Below are 16,548 nucleotides of genomic sequence, written 5' to 3' on the forward strand. Positions count from 1 at the left end.
CGGGCCTTAGCCCGCCGCCGCAATCAGTTCACGGGTGTAATCTGTTTGCGCATTTTCAAACAGATCCTCGGATGCGCCCATCTCGACCACGTCGCCGTTACGCATGACGATGACGTTGTGGGACATCGCCCGCACAACTTTCAGGTCGTGGCTGATGAACAGATACGCCAGCCCGTATTTCCGCTGCAGATCTCGCAGGAGATCAACGATTTGCACCTGCACCGTCATGTCCAGCGCGCTTGTCGGCTCATCCAGTACCAGTAGTTTCGGGCGCAGCACCATGGCCCGCGCAATCGCAATCCGCTGACGTTGCCCGCCCGAAAACTCATGCGGGTAGCGGTCCATTGAGGCCGGGTCCAAGCCCACCTCTGTCATCACTTCGGCCACTAGCTCGCGCGGGGCACGATGGGGGTCGACATTGTGAATGGACAGCCCCTCGGAGATGATCTGCTGGCATGTCATACGTGGGCTCAGGCTGCCGAACGGGTCCTGAAATACAATCTGCATGTCCTTGCGCAGACGCCGCAACTCTCGCGTGGACCAGCGGCGAACATCCTGATCGCGGAAGGTGATCCCACCCTCGGACGCGATCAACCGCATGATGGCCAGCGCCATCGTCGTCTTGCCCGAGCCACTTTCGCCGACAATCCCAAGGGTTTCCCCGGCCCTGACGCTGAACGTCGCATCGTTGACGGCCTTCACATAACCGACCGTGCGTTTCAGAAAACCGCGCTGGATCGGGAACCAGACCTTCAGATGGTCGGCCCGGGCGACCTCTTCCGCGTCTGCGGCGACGGGGTCGGGATGCCCCGAAGGCTCGGCCTCCAGCAGTTTACGCGTATAGGGATGCTGTGGGTTGTTGAAAATCTCAGCCGTGATTCCGGTTTCGACAATCTCACCATCCTTCATCACACAGACCCGGTCGGCGATCCGACGCACAATTCCAAGGTCATGGGTGATGAAGAGCATCCCCATGTTCTCGGATTTCTGCAGCTCGGCCAGAAGTTCTAGGATCTGCGCCTGAATGGTCACGTCCAAGGCGGTCGTCGGTTCATCCGCGATCAGAACATCCGGTTTGTTGGCCAGCGCCATAGCAATCATCACACGCTGCCGCTGCCCGCCCGAAAGCTGGTGCGGATAGCTGTCCAGACGATCCTCAGGGTCGCGAATGCCAACCTTGTTCAGCAACTCCACAATTCTGTCGCGCGCGGCATCCCCGGCCAAGCCCTGATGCAGAGCCAGCGATTCCGCCATCTGTTTCTGGATCGTGTGCAGCGGGTTGAGAGAGGTCATCGGCTCCTGAAAGATGAAGCTGATATCGTTGCCGCGCACCTCCATCAACTTGTCCTCGGACGCCCCGATCATCTCGGCCCCGTCATATTTGACCGAACCTTCGACCATGGCGCTGTCGCCCAGCAGCGACACTGTCGACAATGCCGTCACCGACTTGCCCGAGCCGGACTCACCCACCAGTGCCACCGTCTCACCTCGATCCACGGTGAAGGAGACGCCTTTGACCGCAGCCGATACCTCGCCGTCCTGGCGGAACGAGACCTTGAGGTTGTTTACATCCAAAAGGCTCATGAGAAGGTCTTTCTGGGATCAAACGCATCGCGGACGCCTTCAAAAATGAAGACCAACAGCGACAGCATGATGGCGAAGGTGAAAAAGGCGGTGAAGGCCAGCCACGGGGCCTGCAGGTTCTGTTTGGCTTGCAGAGTCAGCTCACCCAGAGACGGGGCCGAAGAGGGTAGACCGAAGCCAAGGAAATCCAATGAGGCTAGCCCGCCAATTGTACCAGTCACGATGAAGGGCATGAAGGTCAGCGTCGCAACCATCGCATTTGGCAGCATGTGACGGAACATGATGGTCATGTTACCGACGCCCAGCGCCCGCGCGGCGCGGACATATTCCAGATTGCGCGCCCGCAGGAACTCGGCCCTTACAACGCTGACCAAGCCGGTCCAGCTGAACAGGATCATCAGGATCACCAGAAGCCAGAAACTTCGACCCAGAATGGCGAACATAATGATGATGACATAGAGCGACGGAGTCGCGGACCATATCTCGATGACCCGTTGAAAAATCAGGTCGAGCCAGCCACCAAAGAAACCCTGAATAGCCCCGGCGAAAATACCGATCAGGCTGGCCACGCCGGTTACCATCAGCGTGAACAGGATCGACAGACGGAAACCATAAATCACCCGCGCCAGCACGTCCCGTTTGGTATCATCCGTCCCCAGTAGGTTCTGACCATTCGGCGGCAAGGGGGCCGCTCCAGGGCGATCGACACTGGTGTTGTAGGAATAGGGGATCAGCGGCCAGATCGCCCAGCCGCGCTCGAACCCTTCGGCCTGATAAGTCCCTGCCTCGATCTGCTCGATTATACCTTCGGGGTCGTCGAAACAGTCCTCAAGCCCGCCACTGTCGATCAGGCAGCGTACCTCGGGGTCGCGATAGATCGCCTCGGTCTGGAAATCGCCACCAAATTCAGTTTCCGGATAGAAGTTAAAAATCGGCGTGTAGAATTGACCACGATATTGCACGAGGATCGGTTTATCGTTGGCAATGAACTCGGCGAATAGGGACAGACCGAACAGCACCGAAAAGATGATCAGAGACCAAAAGGCTCGGCCATTGCGTCGGAAATTGCGCCAACGTCGCTGGTTGAGAGGGGACAGCGCCATTTACCCCTCCCTCTTCTCAAAATCGATACGCGGATCGACCAGCACATACATCAGGTCGCTGATGATACCGACAACCAGCCCCATCAGACCAAAGATGAACAGAGTGCCAAAGATCACCGGATAGTCCCGCGCCACTGCAGCCTCGAACCCAAGGCGACCCAGACCGTCCAAAGAGAAGATCGTCTCGATAATGATCGAGCCGCCGAAGAAGACACCAATGAACACCGCCGGGAAACCCGCAATCACGATCAGCATCGCGTTGCGGAAGACATGGCCATAGAGGACCTTGCGCTCCCCCAATCCCTTGGCGCGAGCAGTCATGACATATTGCTTTTTGATCTCATCCAGAAACGAATTCTTGGTCAGCAGTGTCAGCGTCGCAAAGGCTGAAATCGTCAGAGCAATGATCGGCAGCGCGATGTGCCAGAAATAGTCGGCTATTTTGCCCAAAAGGCTCAGGCTGTCCCAATTGTCCGAGGTCAGCCCCCGCAGCGGGAAGATCTGCCAGTAGGATCCACCGGCGAACAGTACCAAAAGGAGGATGGCAAACAGGAATCCGGGAATCGCGTAGGCCACGATGATGGCTCCGCTCGTCACGGTATCGAACCGCGACCCGTCCTTAACTGCTTTGCGGATGCCTAGCGGGATAGAGACCAGATAGGCGATCAGCGTCGACCACAGGCCCAGCGAGATCGACACGGGCATCTTTTCCAGCACCAAATCAATCACGCTGATCGACCGGAAATAGCTCTCACCAAAATCGAGCGTCAGATAATTACCCATCATGCCAAGAAAACGCTCAAGCGGCGGCTTGTCGAAACCAAACTCCTTTTCCAATTCGGCAATGAACTCCGGAGGCAGGCCGCGCGCACCCACATATTTGTCGTCGAAGACACCGCCTGCAGGCTCGGACCCGGCACCGGCGTCTCCACCCCCGGCGAAGCCCGCAAAGACATCGCCCTGTCCTTCGATCTGAGCGATGATTTGTTCAACGGGTCCACCCGGAACGAACTGCACCAGCGTGAAGTTGACGACCATTATGCCCAGCAAGGTCGGAATGACCAAAAGCAGGCGTCTTAGAATATAGGCGCCCATTTTACCGCAGCGCGCCTTTTGCCTTCAAATCGGCTTCTTTCTCGGGGTTGATCCACCAAAGGTCCAATTGACCTAACGAATAGGGCGGCAGGTTCTCAGGGTATTCGTACATGTCGTAATAGGCTGTCCAGTAGTCCGCGATGTATCCCACGGGGATCACGAAAAACTCATATCTCAGGGCACGATCCAACGCCATAAGTGCTGCGTCCTGATCAGCCTGATTGTCGGTTTCAAAAGACGCTTCAATAATCGCGTCGACCAACGGGCTTGCCAGGCCAGCGGGATTGAACAGGCTAAAAGCTGCCTCTTCGGACCCATACATCTGGCTCAATCCGCCTCCGGTCGACAGGAACGACCCATACCGCGTGGAATAGACCATGTCGTAGTCGCGCTCTCGGCTACGCAATGTATATTGTGCCGGATCAACCTTTTCCGCAGATGCATCTACACCCAGTGCCTGAAGATTCTGAACATAGGTTTCGATCATCGTCGCCGTCGATGTCGGCAAGTTCGAAGGGTATGGGATATTCACCTTCAGTGTTTGCCCTTCGGCATTGCGACGCACGTTGCCTTCGCCCACTGGCCAGCCTGCCTCGTCCAGCATCTTCGACGCTTTGCGCAGGTTGCGCCGGTCGTTCAGGCGTGCTGGGTTGGATTCATGAGCAACGACGACATCCTCGGATAGAAAATCGGCTGGGACGACATCGCCAAGCGTTTCCAAGAAGGTCAGCTCTGGGCCCGCTGGGGTGCCCTGCGCTTCAAGCGGTGTGCCTTGCACAAAAGAGTTGCGAGGTGAATTCAATCCAAACAACAAGGATTCGTTTGCCCATTCAAAGTTGAATGCCAGAGCCAACGCTTTGCGGACGTTCTTGTCTGCGAATTGGGGCTTGCCGAGATTGAACACAAAACCAGACGGTGTCGGCGGGCTGCCATCCTTGATTTCGTCACGCACAACCGAACCTTCTGTCAGCTTGGGGAAGTCATAGCTTGTCGCCCAGAGCTTGGGATCGCTCTCGATCCGCATCGTATATTCGCCCGCCTTGAAACCTTCGAAAGCGGCAGTCTGGTCAGCGAAATACTCGACGCGAATAGTGTCAAAGTTGTTGCGGCCTACGTTGAACGGCAGGTCTTTGCCCCAATAGTCGTCGCGGCGCTTATAGACGATACGGCGGTTGATATCGTAACTGTCCAGTTTGTATGGGCCCGACCCCACCGCCACTTCCAGACGAGGTTCATCCAGACGACGCGACTCGTCGGCTTCAAACCACGCTTTCGAGAAAACGGGCGTCGATCCTACGGTTTCGATCAAGCTACGGCGCGTGACTTCTGGGTTGAACGTGAACCTTACAGTGTGATCATCTAGCGCCTCAGCCCCGGTGACCATACGCCCGACGGCCTGCGCGTAAGACGGCAGGCCCTGCTCGATAAACAAACGGTGGCTGTAAACAACGTCTTCAGCCGTGACCGGTGTTCCATCCCAGAACATGGCCTCAGGGCGCAAGTTGAAAATGACGTAGTTGCGCCCTTCGTCATACTCGAGGCTTTCCGCCAGAACACCGTAGTACTGACCGACGCTGTCATCCGCGCTTTCAAACAGGCGGTCATATTGGATTGTGGTTAACGCTCCGCTCCGACCCTTTCGTGAGTAAGGATTCAGCGAGTCAAAGGTTCCAGAGGCTGCCAGTGACATCTCACCGCCCTTGGGAGCGTCGGGATTCACGTAATTCAGATGAGGATAGTCAGCCGGGTAATCCAGATTTCCGAAATAGGAGTACCCGTGACTGGTTGTAACGTTTTCATCATTCGCTTGGGCGACCTCGGCTGATCCGAGCGTTACGGCGACCAACCCTAAGACCACCCCCCAATGCCGAATACTCATGTCGCGCGCAGCAAGCAGGAGGGGTTTCATATGGCTCATCCTCTGGATTGTTGTCGTCATCTATGTCTGTTCCGCCAGCTAAATCGCCAGTCCTGGCTGATTCAAGTTTAGAATGCGTGAACGCTTTGTGAAGATTTTCGACATAAAAAAAGCCGCTGCACAAGGCAGCGGCTTTGGGTTTTTTCGCAAACGTGATGGCAATCAGTTGCCGATGGTTTGCAGATAGGCAATCAGGTCAGCGCGTTCTTGAGGCTTTTTCAGGCCGGCAAAGCTCATGGATGTACCAGAGATATATGCGCTGGGTCTTTCAACGAAGGCATCAAGCGCTTCGGGGGTCCAGTTGCCACCATGCGCTTGCATCGCCGCCGAATAGCCGGTGAAGCCTTTTGCCGACGCAACGGGCCGGTCTACAATGCCGTACAGGTAGGGTCCGGTGCCGTTCGCACCGTCTTCCAACTTGTGGCACGCAGTACATTTGCGGAAAACTCTGGCGCCCTTTTCAGGGTCTGCGGCGGCCAGCAGGTCTTCAAAGACCACCTCTTCGCCATCGGCGCTTTCACCCGAGCTTTCGGTCTCGATGATGTAGGCAGCCTGTGCATCCCCATGGCCCCCATGCGAATGGTACAGGATGTCACCACCCCATTTGGCAAGAAGCAGCACAAGGAACGTGCCGAACAGGCCCGCAGCGGCCTTGGTAACTGTCATCGTGTCGAACATTGATCGCTAGTCCATTTCAGCTGTCTGAAAAGGTGTCTAAGGCTTCCCCTTGCGAGAGGCAAGGTATAGACACCGCGACGAAACGCCCAATTTTGTAACTTGTTGCACGGGACCGACCAAATGACCAAACGCATTGCCTTTCAAGGCGAACCCGGCGCCTACAGCCACGAGGCCTGCCGCAACGCACGCCCGGAAATGGAGGCGCTGCCCTGCCGTACTTTCGAGGATGTGATCGAATCGGTTCGCTCCGGCGCGGCCGATCTGGCGATGCTGCCGGTCGAGAACACGACCTATGGGCGGGTGGCCGATATCCACCGGCTGTTGCCGCATAGTGGTCTGCAGATCATTGATGAGGCCTTCGTGCGCGTCCACATCAACCTGCTGGCCGTGCCCGGTGCGACGCTGGACGACATCACCGAGGCGCATTCCCATTTGGTGCTGCTGCCCCAATGCGCGGGCTTTCTGCGCCAGCACGGTATTCATGGGCGGGTCAGCCCCGACAACGCCCGCGCCGCGCGTGAGGTGTCCGAGGCGGGTGAAATCCATTCCGCCGCTCTGGCTAGCGAACTGGCCGGAGAGATCTACGGCCTGAACGTCTTGGCCCGCCATATCGAGGATCATGGCGACAACACCACGCGTTTTCTGGTCATGTCACCCGAGGCCGACCTGTCGCGTCGGGGCGAGCACGGCATGATCACCAGCTTTGTCTTTCAGGTCCGCAACATTCCAGCGGCGCTCTATAAGGCGATGGGTGGGTTTGCGACCAACGGGATCAACATGACCAAGCTGGAAAGCTACATGGTCGATGGCTCGTTCACGGCGACGCAGTTCTATGCCGATATCGTCGGGCATCCGGAAGACCGGAACGTGCAACTGGCCATGGACGAGCTTGAGCATTTCACCACCAATGTGGAAATACTTGGCGTCTACCCGGCGGCCCAGCCACGCGGCTAGGCCCGCGCTTCAGGTAAATGTGAGTTTAGGCGCCATGCCTGTGGCGCTGCTCCAGTTCTCGGGCGAATTCCGCAAGGCGCATTTGAAAGCGTTTGCGAAACCGCGCTTGGCCCAGCTTCATCGACTGCAGCAGCAACCGCGCCGGCAGGGACTTGGCGCTGAGTGACAGGTCCACACTCAAGCGGGTCCGACGCTGAGACAGGGCCATAAAGTCAACCACCGTAACCCCGGTCATGCCCTTGCCCGTCGCCTCGAATCGCATTTGCGAGGGGTGGTCGCAATCGGTCAGCAGTACAGACATCTGGCGGGGTTTGCCGCGCAGCTTGAACTCGGTCTCCCACGCCATGCCTGCGGAGGGCGCGACCCCGCCAGTGGTACGGCGCACGTCAACGCCACGGCGCATCGCCATACGTTCGAACCGATCGAAATCGGCAACCATGTCAAAAACCGAGTGGATGGGAGCCTCGATATCTTCGCGCGCTGAAAACTGCATGTGGGCCTTTGCTGCTCGTTCTTTCCGTTTAGTGTTTCTTTAGTCCAGCGTATCTGCAAGCCAGTTCTGCAACAGGAAATGGGCAATCGCCCCCTTGCGAGCGGGCAGCAGGCGCGGATGCTCCCCCGCGAAGGCCTGCATCATCTCGGATTTGCTGACCCACATTGCCTCTTCGATCTCAACCGGGTCGATCTGGATGTCCCGAGACAGAGCCTCGCCAGCGCAGCCGAACATCAACGACGCCGGAAACGGCCAGGGCTGGCTGGACAGATACGACACCGCGCCCACGGGAACGCCGGCCTCCTCCATCACCTCGCGCCGCACTGCGGATTCCAGCGTCTCGCCCGGCTCGACGAAGCCTGCAAGCAACGAGAACATGCCCTCAGGCCACCCCGGCGAGCGACCCATAAGCACGCTGTCTCCATGGGTGATCAACATGATCACAACCGGATCGGTACGCGGGAAGTGCTGGCCACCACAGGCCGGGCAACTGCGCTGCCATCCGGCTTGCGATACGTCGCTTGGCTCACCGCAGCGAGCACAGAAGCGATGCGTCTCGTGCCAGCCGATCACCGCCTTGGCTGTCGCCGCAAGCTCGGCATCGCGGGCGGACAGGCGCGTCATGATCCGGCGCAGCTCTGCAAACACATGGCCCTCGGGAAGATCGGGATGCTGTTGCTCGGACGGGTCGATGAAATTGCCCAAGCTCGACAGATCCAGCCCCTCGGCCTGCCATTCAGAGATATCGGCAGCAAACACCGCCGCCCCTTCATCGGAACAGCCAAGCAGGATCGGAGCCTCAACCACGCCACCTGGGCCATTCGCGACCAGAGGATGCGCCATGTTGACCAGACCCAACCGATCCAGAGCCTCGCCCTGCACCAGCACTTTTCCACGCCACAGCAACAAGCAACGGGCGTTTGGGTCTTGGGCCGCCTCAGCCAGCTTGTCCGCATCCCCCCGCAGATGGGCCGCACGATCAAGGCCCGAGCTGCCGAATGTCACGGTCTCTGCGTTTTTCATTGGGGTCCCCTCGGGTTTTTGCGCCTAGGGCTGCCATGTCTGCGCAGGTGTTGCAATGTCAATTCACTACTGCGGCATATCGACAGGTGCCACCGAAACACCGCATGACCGCCTCGGATTTTTCATTTATTTGTCCTCTTGGTAAATTTTCTTAACTCTCATAGTGCAAAAGTAGACGACCAAACGTGACCGCAATCTCCCCGCGCATGAAAGACGCGCAGGACGCAGGAATGCATATCCGCATTCTGGCAACCACAGATCTGCATATGACCCTGACCGGGTTCGACTACTATGCGGACAAACCAGATCCGACCATCGGGCTGACTCGTACGGCGTCGGCGATCCGAAACGCCCGTCAACAGGCCGAGGGCAGTTTGACCCTTTTGTTCGACAATGGCGACGCGCTTCAAGGGACGCCTATTGGGGACTGGGCGGTGGAAAACGATGTCCCGCACCCGATGATGCAGGCCTTCAAGGCGCTGGAATATGACGCTATCGGCTTGGGCAACCATGATTTCGGGTTCGGGCTGGACGTTCTGGAGCACGTCATAGGCCAAGCCCATTGCCCTGTGATTTGCAGCAATCTGACCCATGTGGACGATCGACAGCCCTGGCTGCGCAGTGTTGTCCTGACACGGTCCATTGCGCAGGAAGAAACGATCCGAATCGGCGTATTGTCCGTGCTTCCACCTCAAACAACGATGTGGGAGGCGCATCACCTGAAAGACATGGTCATTGCCGAGGATATCCTGACCACCGCCCTACGAACGGCTGAGGCGTTGCGCGCGCAGGGCTGTGATCTGGTCATCGCGCTGGCGCATTCAGGGTTGGAGCAATCGGCGGCTCAGCAGGGGCCTGAGAATGCCGTCATCCCCCTTGCCGAGATTGAGGGCATTGACGCGATTATTGCCGGTCATACGCATCTGACACTGCCCGGCGCGGGGCATCTCGGGCTTGACGGCGTTGATGCCGAAAATGCTCTGGTCCACGGCACACCTGTGGTCATGGCCGGGTCCGCTGGGTCTTTTCTGGGGGTCATAGACCTGCGCCTGACCAAGTCGCCCGAGGGGCGCTGGCAGATCACAGATCGCCACTGCGACCTAGTTGAAACAGCCGATGAGGTCGAAGACAAGGACCTGAACGAGATGTTCAAGCCCGCTCATCTGGCCACGCGCAAGATGATGGCCGAACCTGTCAGCCATACCACGCAGAGCCTGCACAGCTATTTCAGCTTCTGCGCGCCGGATCGAGGGCTCGCCCTTGTGGCGGCGGCACAAGCGGCGGGTTTGCGCCCGTTTTTACACGGCACCGCCGTCGCCGAACTGCCGCTTCTGTCTGCAGTGTCGCCTTACAAATTCGGCGGGCGCGCCGGGCCGAGGAACTATACGGATGTGCCGGTGGGCGAGATCTGCCTGCGTCACGTCGCTGACCTGCATGTCTTTCCCAACGAATTGCGGGCCGTCGAAATCACCGGCGCGCAACTGCGGGATTGGCTTGAGATGTCAGCGGGTGTGTTCAACCAGATCTACCCAGACGCCCAAGCCGTGCTGACCGATTCCCGCCGGGCGGGGCATAACTTTGACGTCGTGTTTGGCGTCACATATCAGATCGACCTGTCCAGCCCGGCGCGGTTCGATAGCAACGGCGCCTTGACCGATCCAACCGCCCAGCGCGTCCGTGACCTGTGCTTTGGCGGGCAAACAGTCCGCGACGACCAGAGCTTTGTCGTCGCCCTTAACAACTATCGCGCCAGCGGCGGTGGGCATTTCCCTTTCGTTTACAAGGCCCGGACCATTCCGCTGCCGTCCAGAGATATCAAAGAGATATTGCGTGACTACCTGTCAGACCGACTACCCGCGGACCCTCTGGATCAGGCTCCATACCCATTCTACTTCGCTCCGATGATTGGTGCCCGCACGATCCTCAGAACCGGAAGCGGAGCATTGAAGTATTTGCCTGAGCTAAGCGAGTACTCCCCGGAATTACTGGGGCCTGATACCGAGGGCTTTGAAAGGATACGACTGACCTTGTGACGGGTTGTCATTTTCACATCCCTTCCCTATATCAGGCCCTGAGAGGTTGGCGCGGGCGAGCGCCTCGCCAACCTGGTCAGGTCCGGAAGGAAGCAGCCACAACGAGCCCCGCTTGGGTCGATGTCCAACCTCTCACTTTATATAAACCATCAGCCGCAGGAGGGCTTTATGATTGTAGCAAACACCCTTCGGGCAGATCGGTTCTAAACCCAACTCTCCGATTGCCTGAACACATCACCAACGGATGCGCGTCTGCCATCCGATGGGATTGCTATATCTGAACACAGGCAAACCAATGTCTTTTACTCTTTCAGACCTGGGATGGTCCTCTCACTTCGCCGCACAGCACGCGGCGCACGCACAATTCATGCCTTTTCGTATCACCGCCGTTCACCGGGACCGTCTGGTCGGGATGAACGAGACCGGTGAAATGCCTCTGTTGGCCCCTGGTCATTCCACTGGCGATTTTACGGTTGGCGATTGGGTGCTGGCCGATGACAAGAATCGCGTTCAGCATCTGCTTGACCGGCGCAGCCTGTTGCAACGCCGTGCTGCCGGAACCGGAGCCGAGGCGCAGTTGATCGCAGCCAATGTTGACGTGCTGTTCATCGTCAGCTCGTGCAATGCGGATTTCAATGTGCCCCGGCTCGAACGGTATCTGGCACTGGCGCATCAGGCGGGCTGCTATCCTGTCGTGGTCCTGACCAAAGCAGATAGCTGCTCGGACCCCGCAGCCTACGCCAAGCAGGCCGAAGCGCTGGCACCGTTTTTGACAGTCCTGACGGTCAACGCGCATGAAGCGTTAGACCTGCAGCAGGTTCTGGCATGGTGTCCGGCGAGTCAGACAGCGGCTTTGGTCGGGTCATCCGGGGTTGGCAAAACAACGCTCGCCAACGGAATGACCGGGCAGGATCAGGCAACAGCCACAATCCGCGAGGATGACGCCCGAGGCCGCCACACCACGACGTCTCGCGCCTTACATCCGATGCAAAATGGCGGTTGGCTGGTCGACACCCCCGGCATGCGCGCCCTGCGCCTGCTCGACGCGCAGGACGGGGTGGACGAAGTGTTCTCGGACATTCTGGAGCTGGCCCAAACCTGCCGGTTTTCGGATTGCCAGCATGAGGCCGAGCCCGGTTGCGCTGTGCAGGCGGCGATTGAAGCAGGCACACTGGATGCAGATCGGTTGGAACGCTGGCGCAAGCTGAGGCGCGAGGATCAGCGCAACTCTGAGACCGTGGCCGAGGCGCGGGCACGCGACAAGGCTTTCGGCAAGATGGTCCGATCTGCGATGCACGGAAAATCCGCGCGGCGCGGCGATTGAAACAAGGGCGCCGGTCCGCCGGCGCCCCCCATCAAGCGATCAATCGTGGCCAGAGCACCGCATTTCGGCGGGCAAACACACCGATATGGCCGATCTCCCGAACACCAAACTCTTCCGGTGACAACAGGTGACGGCGTGCTTTTGGACCATAAAGCTCGGCCAACCGCCAAACGGCAGCTTCTGGGACCATCTCATCATCTGTGAAGGCAAAAAGGTCGACGGGAACGTCAGCATCCTGCCACGTAGCTTGCGGCAGTGTGTCTCCGATCTCGGGCAGATAGCTTTGCGGCGCGGTGCACCATTTGCGCCATTGCCAATAGACCTTAGGCGGTAGGTCTGTTCCAAACCCAAGTGCCTTGCCCGGCAAATACCCCAGGCCGCTCACGACCAGAGGCACATGCCCATACCAGAACAACCCGGCCAGAGCGCAGTACGGCCAAGGATGATCGCCCAACTTCACAAGGCCAGAACAGACGCAGATCATGCGATCAATCTTGTCGATATCCGGCTGCACTGGCCCCAGCATCCCTCCAAGCGAATGACCAACTGACCATTGCTGCGACAGCGGGAACCGTCGGCGCATCTCGGCCCGCGCGGCGGGCATGTCCTGCAACGCCCAATCCGCCATCGAGATCTTCGACCGACGCTGTGGCCCCGATTTCGAATGACCGAATTCCCGGTAGTCATAGATCAGACAGGCGATATCCCGATCCGACGCCAACCACTGTGCGAAATGCTTGTAGTAGTCACGCGGAACTCCCGTCGCGCTGTTGACCACCACTACGGTTTCGGGCTGCGCCACGGGCCGGTAGATCCGCCCGGACAGGGTGCCATCCCCCACCGGGATCTGAACATCTTCGATCAGCACTGTATGGTTTGAATCCAACATGGGTATCCTCGGCGGAAAACTGAACTGATGAGTTCATATTGCAACTTGACCCCAGACAGCCCATGCAAGTCAACTGCGATCCCGCTTGACCACGCGTCCACTTCGCGGATCGGCTTTCCGCAGCGCAGAAAGTTCAACTTGACTCAGAATGGTTATGAACGCTAGCGATGGTTCGATGGTTCCCGGCTTTCACAAGAGGTCGGGATGAAAAGGGAACACGGTGCGGTTTTCCCCGGCTTGCTCGGGAAGAACCAAATCCGCGACTGCCCCCGCAACTGTAAGCGGCGAGCGATGTCGAAGAGCCACTGGCCGAAAGGCCGGGAAGGTCGGCAAAGCGATGACCCGCAAGTCAGGAGACCTGCCATCGTCAACATAACCCAAACTCGGGCGGGGTGTCCGGGCAGGCCGTGACAGACCCTATCTGCCCCACCTGATCCCAGCCCCTGTCCACCGCGCGGAGGGCGCAGGATGATCTGGAAGACGAAGACACATAGGTTCTCAGCAACCATCTGCCAACATACGGGCAAAACGTGCCCGGCACTGGCACGGCTGGCGCGTTCGATGGTTGACGCGCTGGACCAAGCTGGTCCGGCGACCACATCGGACTTTGAAATCGAAGGCAGCAGTGACCTGACCCATTGCTCGGACGGATGCCACGCGCGGTTTCGGGCCAGCCAGTCGCGGGTGAGGGTCTATTGCGGAGCGGATCCTAATGCCGACAGCGAGACCCTCGATCGCTACGCCGACCTTATGTTCGGTACCGAAACGAGCAGCCTGCCTAGCGCAGCGATGACATCCCTGCCCTGCGCCATGCTCGAGGCATCAGTGATTGCGCCGCACAAACAGGCACCGGCGGAAGTACAACTGTCGGCCTAGGTGTCCACCAAAGCTCGGGCGGGTAAGGTGGCCCAGTGCTTCTGCGCATCGGTTTCGACCGCGCAGGGGCGCAACTTGCGCAACCGCTCCAGCGCTTGAGTTGGAAGCTCGCCACACTCGATCATCAACCGCAGCACAACCATGCCAGAGCGACCGCATCCGCCCTTGCAATGGACAAGCACGCGCCCTCCGCCCGACAAAGCCTGACGCGCCGCGGCACTAACATCAGGCCATTGCGCATCAACCTCTGACGGTGGCACGCCGAAATCCTGAATCGGCAGATGCACCCAGCGGCTGGCGCGACCCTGAACGTCGCGGCCAAAATCGCGGGCTCCGAACTGGACCAGCTCGGCCTCGGTTGTCATCGACAGCACGAGACCCGGCCTCCAATCTCCGATCGTTTCAAGGTCGCCAGCATAGTCGCCGCCCTTTCCCGGCATCGACGTTAGGGCAAGTGTGCCCCCGCCCACTTGCAAAGCATGAATGACCAAATTCGTCATGACAGCATCCCCCCGGAAGCGTTGATCCTGACTTTAGGCTTGATTCACAATCCGCAGAGTGTACCCCTGACGCGCCGGTTTCCAAAACAAAATCGTTCTTCAACTCATGTGGACGCGGGCGGCGCGGGCCTCTACGCTGCGGTGACGTTCCGAATCCGCCAGAGCAGACATGACCGACTCAGACAGCCCCGCCTATCAGGTTCTCGCCCGCAAATATCGCCCGGAAACCTTTGCCGATCTGGTGGGTCAGGATGCGATGGTCCGCACGCTGAAAAACGCGTTTGAGGCGGATCGCATCGCGCAAGCCTTTGTCATGACGGGCATTCGCGGAACCGGTAAAACCACGACCGCACGGATCATTGCGAAAGGCATGAACTGCATCGGACCGGATGGAAATGGCGGACCCACGACCGAGCCTTGCGGCCAATGTGAACACTGCGTCGCCATCATGGAGGGTCGTCATGTCGACGTGATGGAGATGGACGCCGCCAGCCGCACCGGCGTAAATGATATTCGCGAGATTATCGACAGCGTCCGCTACCGCGCTGCCTCGGCCCGCTACAAGATCTACATCATCGATGAGGTCCACATGCTGTCGACCAGCGCCTTCAACGCGCTGCTCAAGACGCTTGAGGAACCGCCGGCGCATGTGAAGTTCATCTTCGCCACAACCGAGATTCGCAAGGTCCCCGTCACCGTTCTGTCGCGCTGCCAACGCTTCGACCTGCGCCGGATCGAACCCGAGGATATGATCGGCCTGCTACGCAAGATCGCCTCTGCTGAAAGCGCTGAGATTGCCGAGGATGCGTTGGCGCTTATCACCCGTGCTGCCGAGGGATCTGCTCGCGACGCGACCTCATTACTGGATCAGGCGATCTCACACGGGGCCGGAGAGACGACGGCAGATCAAGTGCGCGCGATGCTGGGTCTCGCGGATCGTGGCCGGGTTCTGGACCTCATGGACATGATCCTGCGGGGCGACGCAGCTGGGGCGCTGACCGAGCTTGGAGGCCAATACGCCGAAGGGGCTGATCCACTGGCCGTGCTGCGTGATCTGGCCGAAATCACTCATTGGGTCTCGGTCGTGAAGATCACCCCGGACGCAGCAGAAGACCCCACTGTTTCCCCGGATGAACGCGCCCGCGGCCAGCAAATGGCTGAAGCCCTGCCAATGCGCGTTTTGACCCGGATGTGGCAGATGCTTTTGAAAGCACTGGAGGAGGTTTCAGCCGCCCCCAACGCCATGATGGCTGCCGAAATGGCTGTGATCCGACTGACTCACGTGGCCGACCTGCCCAGCCCGGAAGAGTTGATCAAACGGCTGCAGGATACGCCTCCGCCCCCCAACGGCGGACCTGGTGGCGGGATGCCCATTCAAAGCAACGGCGCGGCCTCGGTCGAAGCCCGCGCCGCTACAAGCTACACCCCTGCGCCACGCGGGTCCCGAGGCGCACCCGTCGCCGCTTTAGCGCAAGACACGCAGAGCGCACTGGCGCGGTACCCGAGTTTCGAACATGTGGTCGAGCTGATCCGGAACAACCGAGACGTCAAGCTTCTGGTCGAGGTCGAAAACGGCGTGCGGCTGGTGTCTTACCAGCCGGGACGGATCGAATTCACCCCATCTTCGCAAGCCCCAACCGATTTGGCACCACGATTGGGATCGGCCTTGCAGCGTTGGACTGGCAACAGATGGGCGGTATCCGTCGTGTCGGAGGGCGACGCTCCGACGATAGCCGAAATCCGCGATAAGGCCGAACTGGCGCTGAAAGAAGAGGCCACGGCACATCCGCTGGTTCAGGCCGTTCTGGCAAGTTTTCCCAAGGCCAAAATCACTCGGATCGAGACACCGGAACAACGCGCCGCCCAAGTCGTGACCGAAGCCCTGCCCGAGGTCGAAGATGAATGGGATCCTTTCGAAGAAGACTGACCTCTATACAAAACCAAACCCTCCCGCGCCCGCCACGGGCAATCGGCTAAAGCCGATCACCCTGAGCGGCCTTGGGCCCGGCAGCGCTCGGGCCTGTCTCTTCTCCCCACCTGACGCTTCCGACGAACGATTAATGGTGTAGATCTCAGTG

At 59.0% G+C, this 16,548-nt stretch carries 14 protein-coding genes, 1 other RNA gene and 1 riboswitch; of the genes, 6 read left to right on the top strand and 9 right to left on the bottom strand.

The genetic code is table 11. The features are described from left to right. Positions 1–6: 6 nt before the first annotated feature. From ACXAH8_RS20300 to ACXAH8_RS20320, 5 genes are all read right to left on the bottom strand, one after another. Positions 7–1,584, bottom strand: coding sequence for an ABC transporter ATP-binding protein (locus tag ACXAH8_RS20300; protein ID WP_475220386.1), 1,578 nt, complete (start codon positions 1,582–1,584; stop codon positions 7–9). Further along, positions 1,581–2,687 (bottom strand): ABC transporter permease, encoded by a 1,107-nt coding sequence (locus tag ACXAH8_RS20305; RefSeq protein WP_170719660.1) that lies wholly within the window; start codon positions 2,685–2,687, stop codon positions 1,581–1,583. The genes ACXAH8_RS20300 and ACXAH8_RS20305 overlap by 4 nt, the downstream gene beginning before the upstream one ends. Further along, positions 2,688–3,782: a microcin C ABC transporter permease YejB gene (locus ACXAH8_RS20310; RefSeq protein WP_170460207.1), complete on the bottom strand. Its 1,095-nt coding sequence runs from the start codon at positions 3,780–3,782 to the stop codon at positions 2,688–2,690. A 1-nt stretch (position 3,783) separates the two neighbouring features. Beyond that, complete coding sequence (locus tag ACXAH8_RS20315; protein ID WP_475220387.1) at positions 3,784–5,691, bottom strand: extracellular solute-binding protein; 1,908 nt, start codon at positions 5,689–5,691, stop codon at positions 3,784–3,786. Between the two features lie 171 nt (positions 5,692–5,862). Continuing rightward, the gene (locus ACXAH8_RS20320) at positions 5,863–6,378 is read right to left on the bottom strand and encodes a c-type cytochrome (RefSeq protein WP_170638357.1); all 516 of its coding nucleotides are present in this window, start codon (positions 6,376–6,378) and stop codon (positions 5,863–5,865) included. A 120-nt stretch (positions 6,379–6,498) separates the two neighbouring features. Here ACXAH8_RS20320 and ACXAH8_RS20325 point away from each other — a divergent pair, with 120 nt between their 5' ends. Beyond that, entirely contained in the window at positions 6,499–7,332 is an 834-nt protein-coding gene (locus ACXAH8_RS20325; protein ID WP_170375431.1) for a prephenate dehydratase, read from the top strand. A gap of 25 nt (positions 7,333–7,357) precedes the next feature. Here ACXAH8_RS20325 and ACXAH8_RS20330 read toward each other — a convergent pair whose 3' ends face one another. Both ACXAH8_RS20330 and nudC read right to left on the bottom strand, forming a co-directional pair. Then, entirely contained in the window at positions 7,358–7,825 is a 468-nt protein-coding gene (locus tag ACXAH8_RS20330) for an SRPBCC family protein (RefSeq protein WP_170719664.1), read from the bottom strand. A gap of 39 nt (positions 7,826–7,864) precedes the next feature. Continuing rightward, positions 7,865–8,848, bottom strand: coding sequence for an NAD(+) diphosphatase (nudC, locus tag ACXAH8_RS20335; RefSeq protein WP_475220388.1), 984 nt, complete (start codon positions 8,846–8,848; stop codon positions 7,865–7,867). A gap of 185 nt (positions 8,849–9,033) precedes the next feature. On the opposite strand from nudC, the gene ACXAH8_RS20340 reads away from it, so the two are divergent. From ACXAH8_RS20340 to rsgA, 3 genes are all read left to right on the top strand, one after another. Next, a complete protein-coding gene (locus tag ACXAH8_RS20340; RefSeq protein WP_475220389.1) occupies positions 9,034–10,881 on the top strand; it encodes a bifunctional 2',3'-cyclic-nucleotide 2'-phosphodiesterase/3'-nucleotidase in 1,848 nt (615 codons plus the stop codon). A gap of 39 nt (positions 10,882–10,920) precedes the next feature. Beyond that, an RNA gene (ffs, locus tag ACXAH8_RS20345) (signal recognition particle sRNA small type) lies at positions 10,921–11,019 on the top strand. Between the two features lie 157 nt (positions 11,020–11,176). Next, positions 11,177–12,205 carry a ribosome small subunit-dependent GTPase A gene (gene rsgA, locus ACXAH8_RS20350; protein ID WP_170642673.1) on the top strand — a complete coding sequence of 343 codons (1,029 nt, stop codon included), beginning with the start codon at positions 11,177–11,179 and terminating at the stop codon, positions 12,203–12,205. 31 nt (positions 12,206–12,236) lie between these two features. Here the strand turns inward: rsgA and ACXAH8_RS20355 are convergent, their stop codons facing one another. Beyond that, a complete protein-coding gene (locus tag ACXAH8_RS20355; RefSeq protein ID WP_475220390.1) occupies positions 12,237–13,094 on the bottom strand; it encodes an alpha/beta hydrolase family protein in 858 nt (285 codons plus the stop codon). A 160-nt stretch (positions 13,095–13,254) separates the two neighbouring features. Next, positions 13,255–13,474, top strand: a riboswitch (cobalamin riboswitch). 88 nt (positions 13,475–13,562) lie between these two features. Between ACXAH8_RS20355 and ACXAH8_RS20360 the strand changes: the two genes are divergently transcribed. Beyond that, complete coding sequence (locus tag ACXAH8_RS20360) at positions 13,563–13,970, top strand: hypothetical protein (protein ID WP_475220391.1); 408 nt, start codon at positions 13,563–13,565, stop codon at positions 13,968–13,970. On the opposite strand, the gene ACXAH8_RS20365 is transcribed toward ACXAH8_RS20360, so the two are convergent. Then, positions 13,967–14,470, bottom strand: coding sequence for a protein-tyrosine phosphatase family protein (locus ACXAH8_RS20365; RefSeq protein WP_475220392.1), 504 nt, complete (start codon positions 14,468–14,470; stop codon positions 13,967–13,969). The two genes, ACXAH8_RS20360 and ACXAH8_RS20365, sit on opposite strands and share 4 nt — an antisense overlap. A 169-nt stretch (positions 14,471–14,639) precedes the next feature. Between ACXAH8_RS20365 and ACXAH8_RS20370 the strand changes: the two genes are divergently transcribed. Further along, the gene (locus tag ACXAH8_RS20370) at positions 14,640–16,397 is read left to right on the top strand and encodes a DNA polymerase III subunit gamma/tau (protein WP_475220393.1); all 1,758 of its coding nucleotides are present in this window, start codon (positions 14,640–14,642) and stop codon (positions 16,395–16,397) included. Positions 16,398–16,548: the final 151 nt, after the last annotated feature.

The sequence above is a fragment of the Ruegeria sp. ABV3_008 genome (assembly GCF_056161185.1).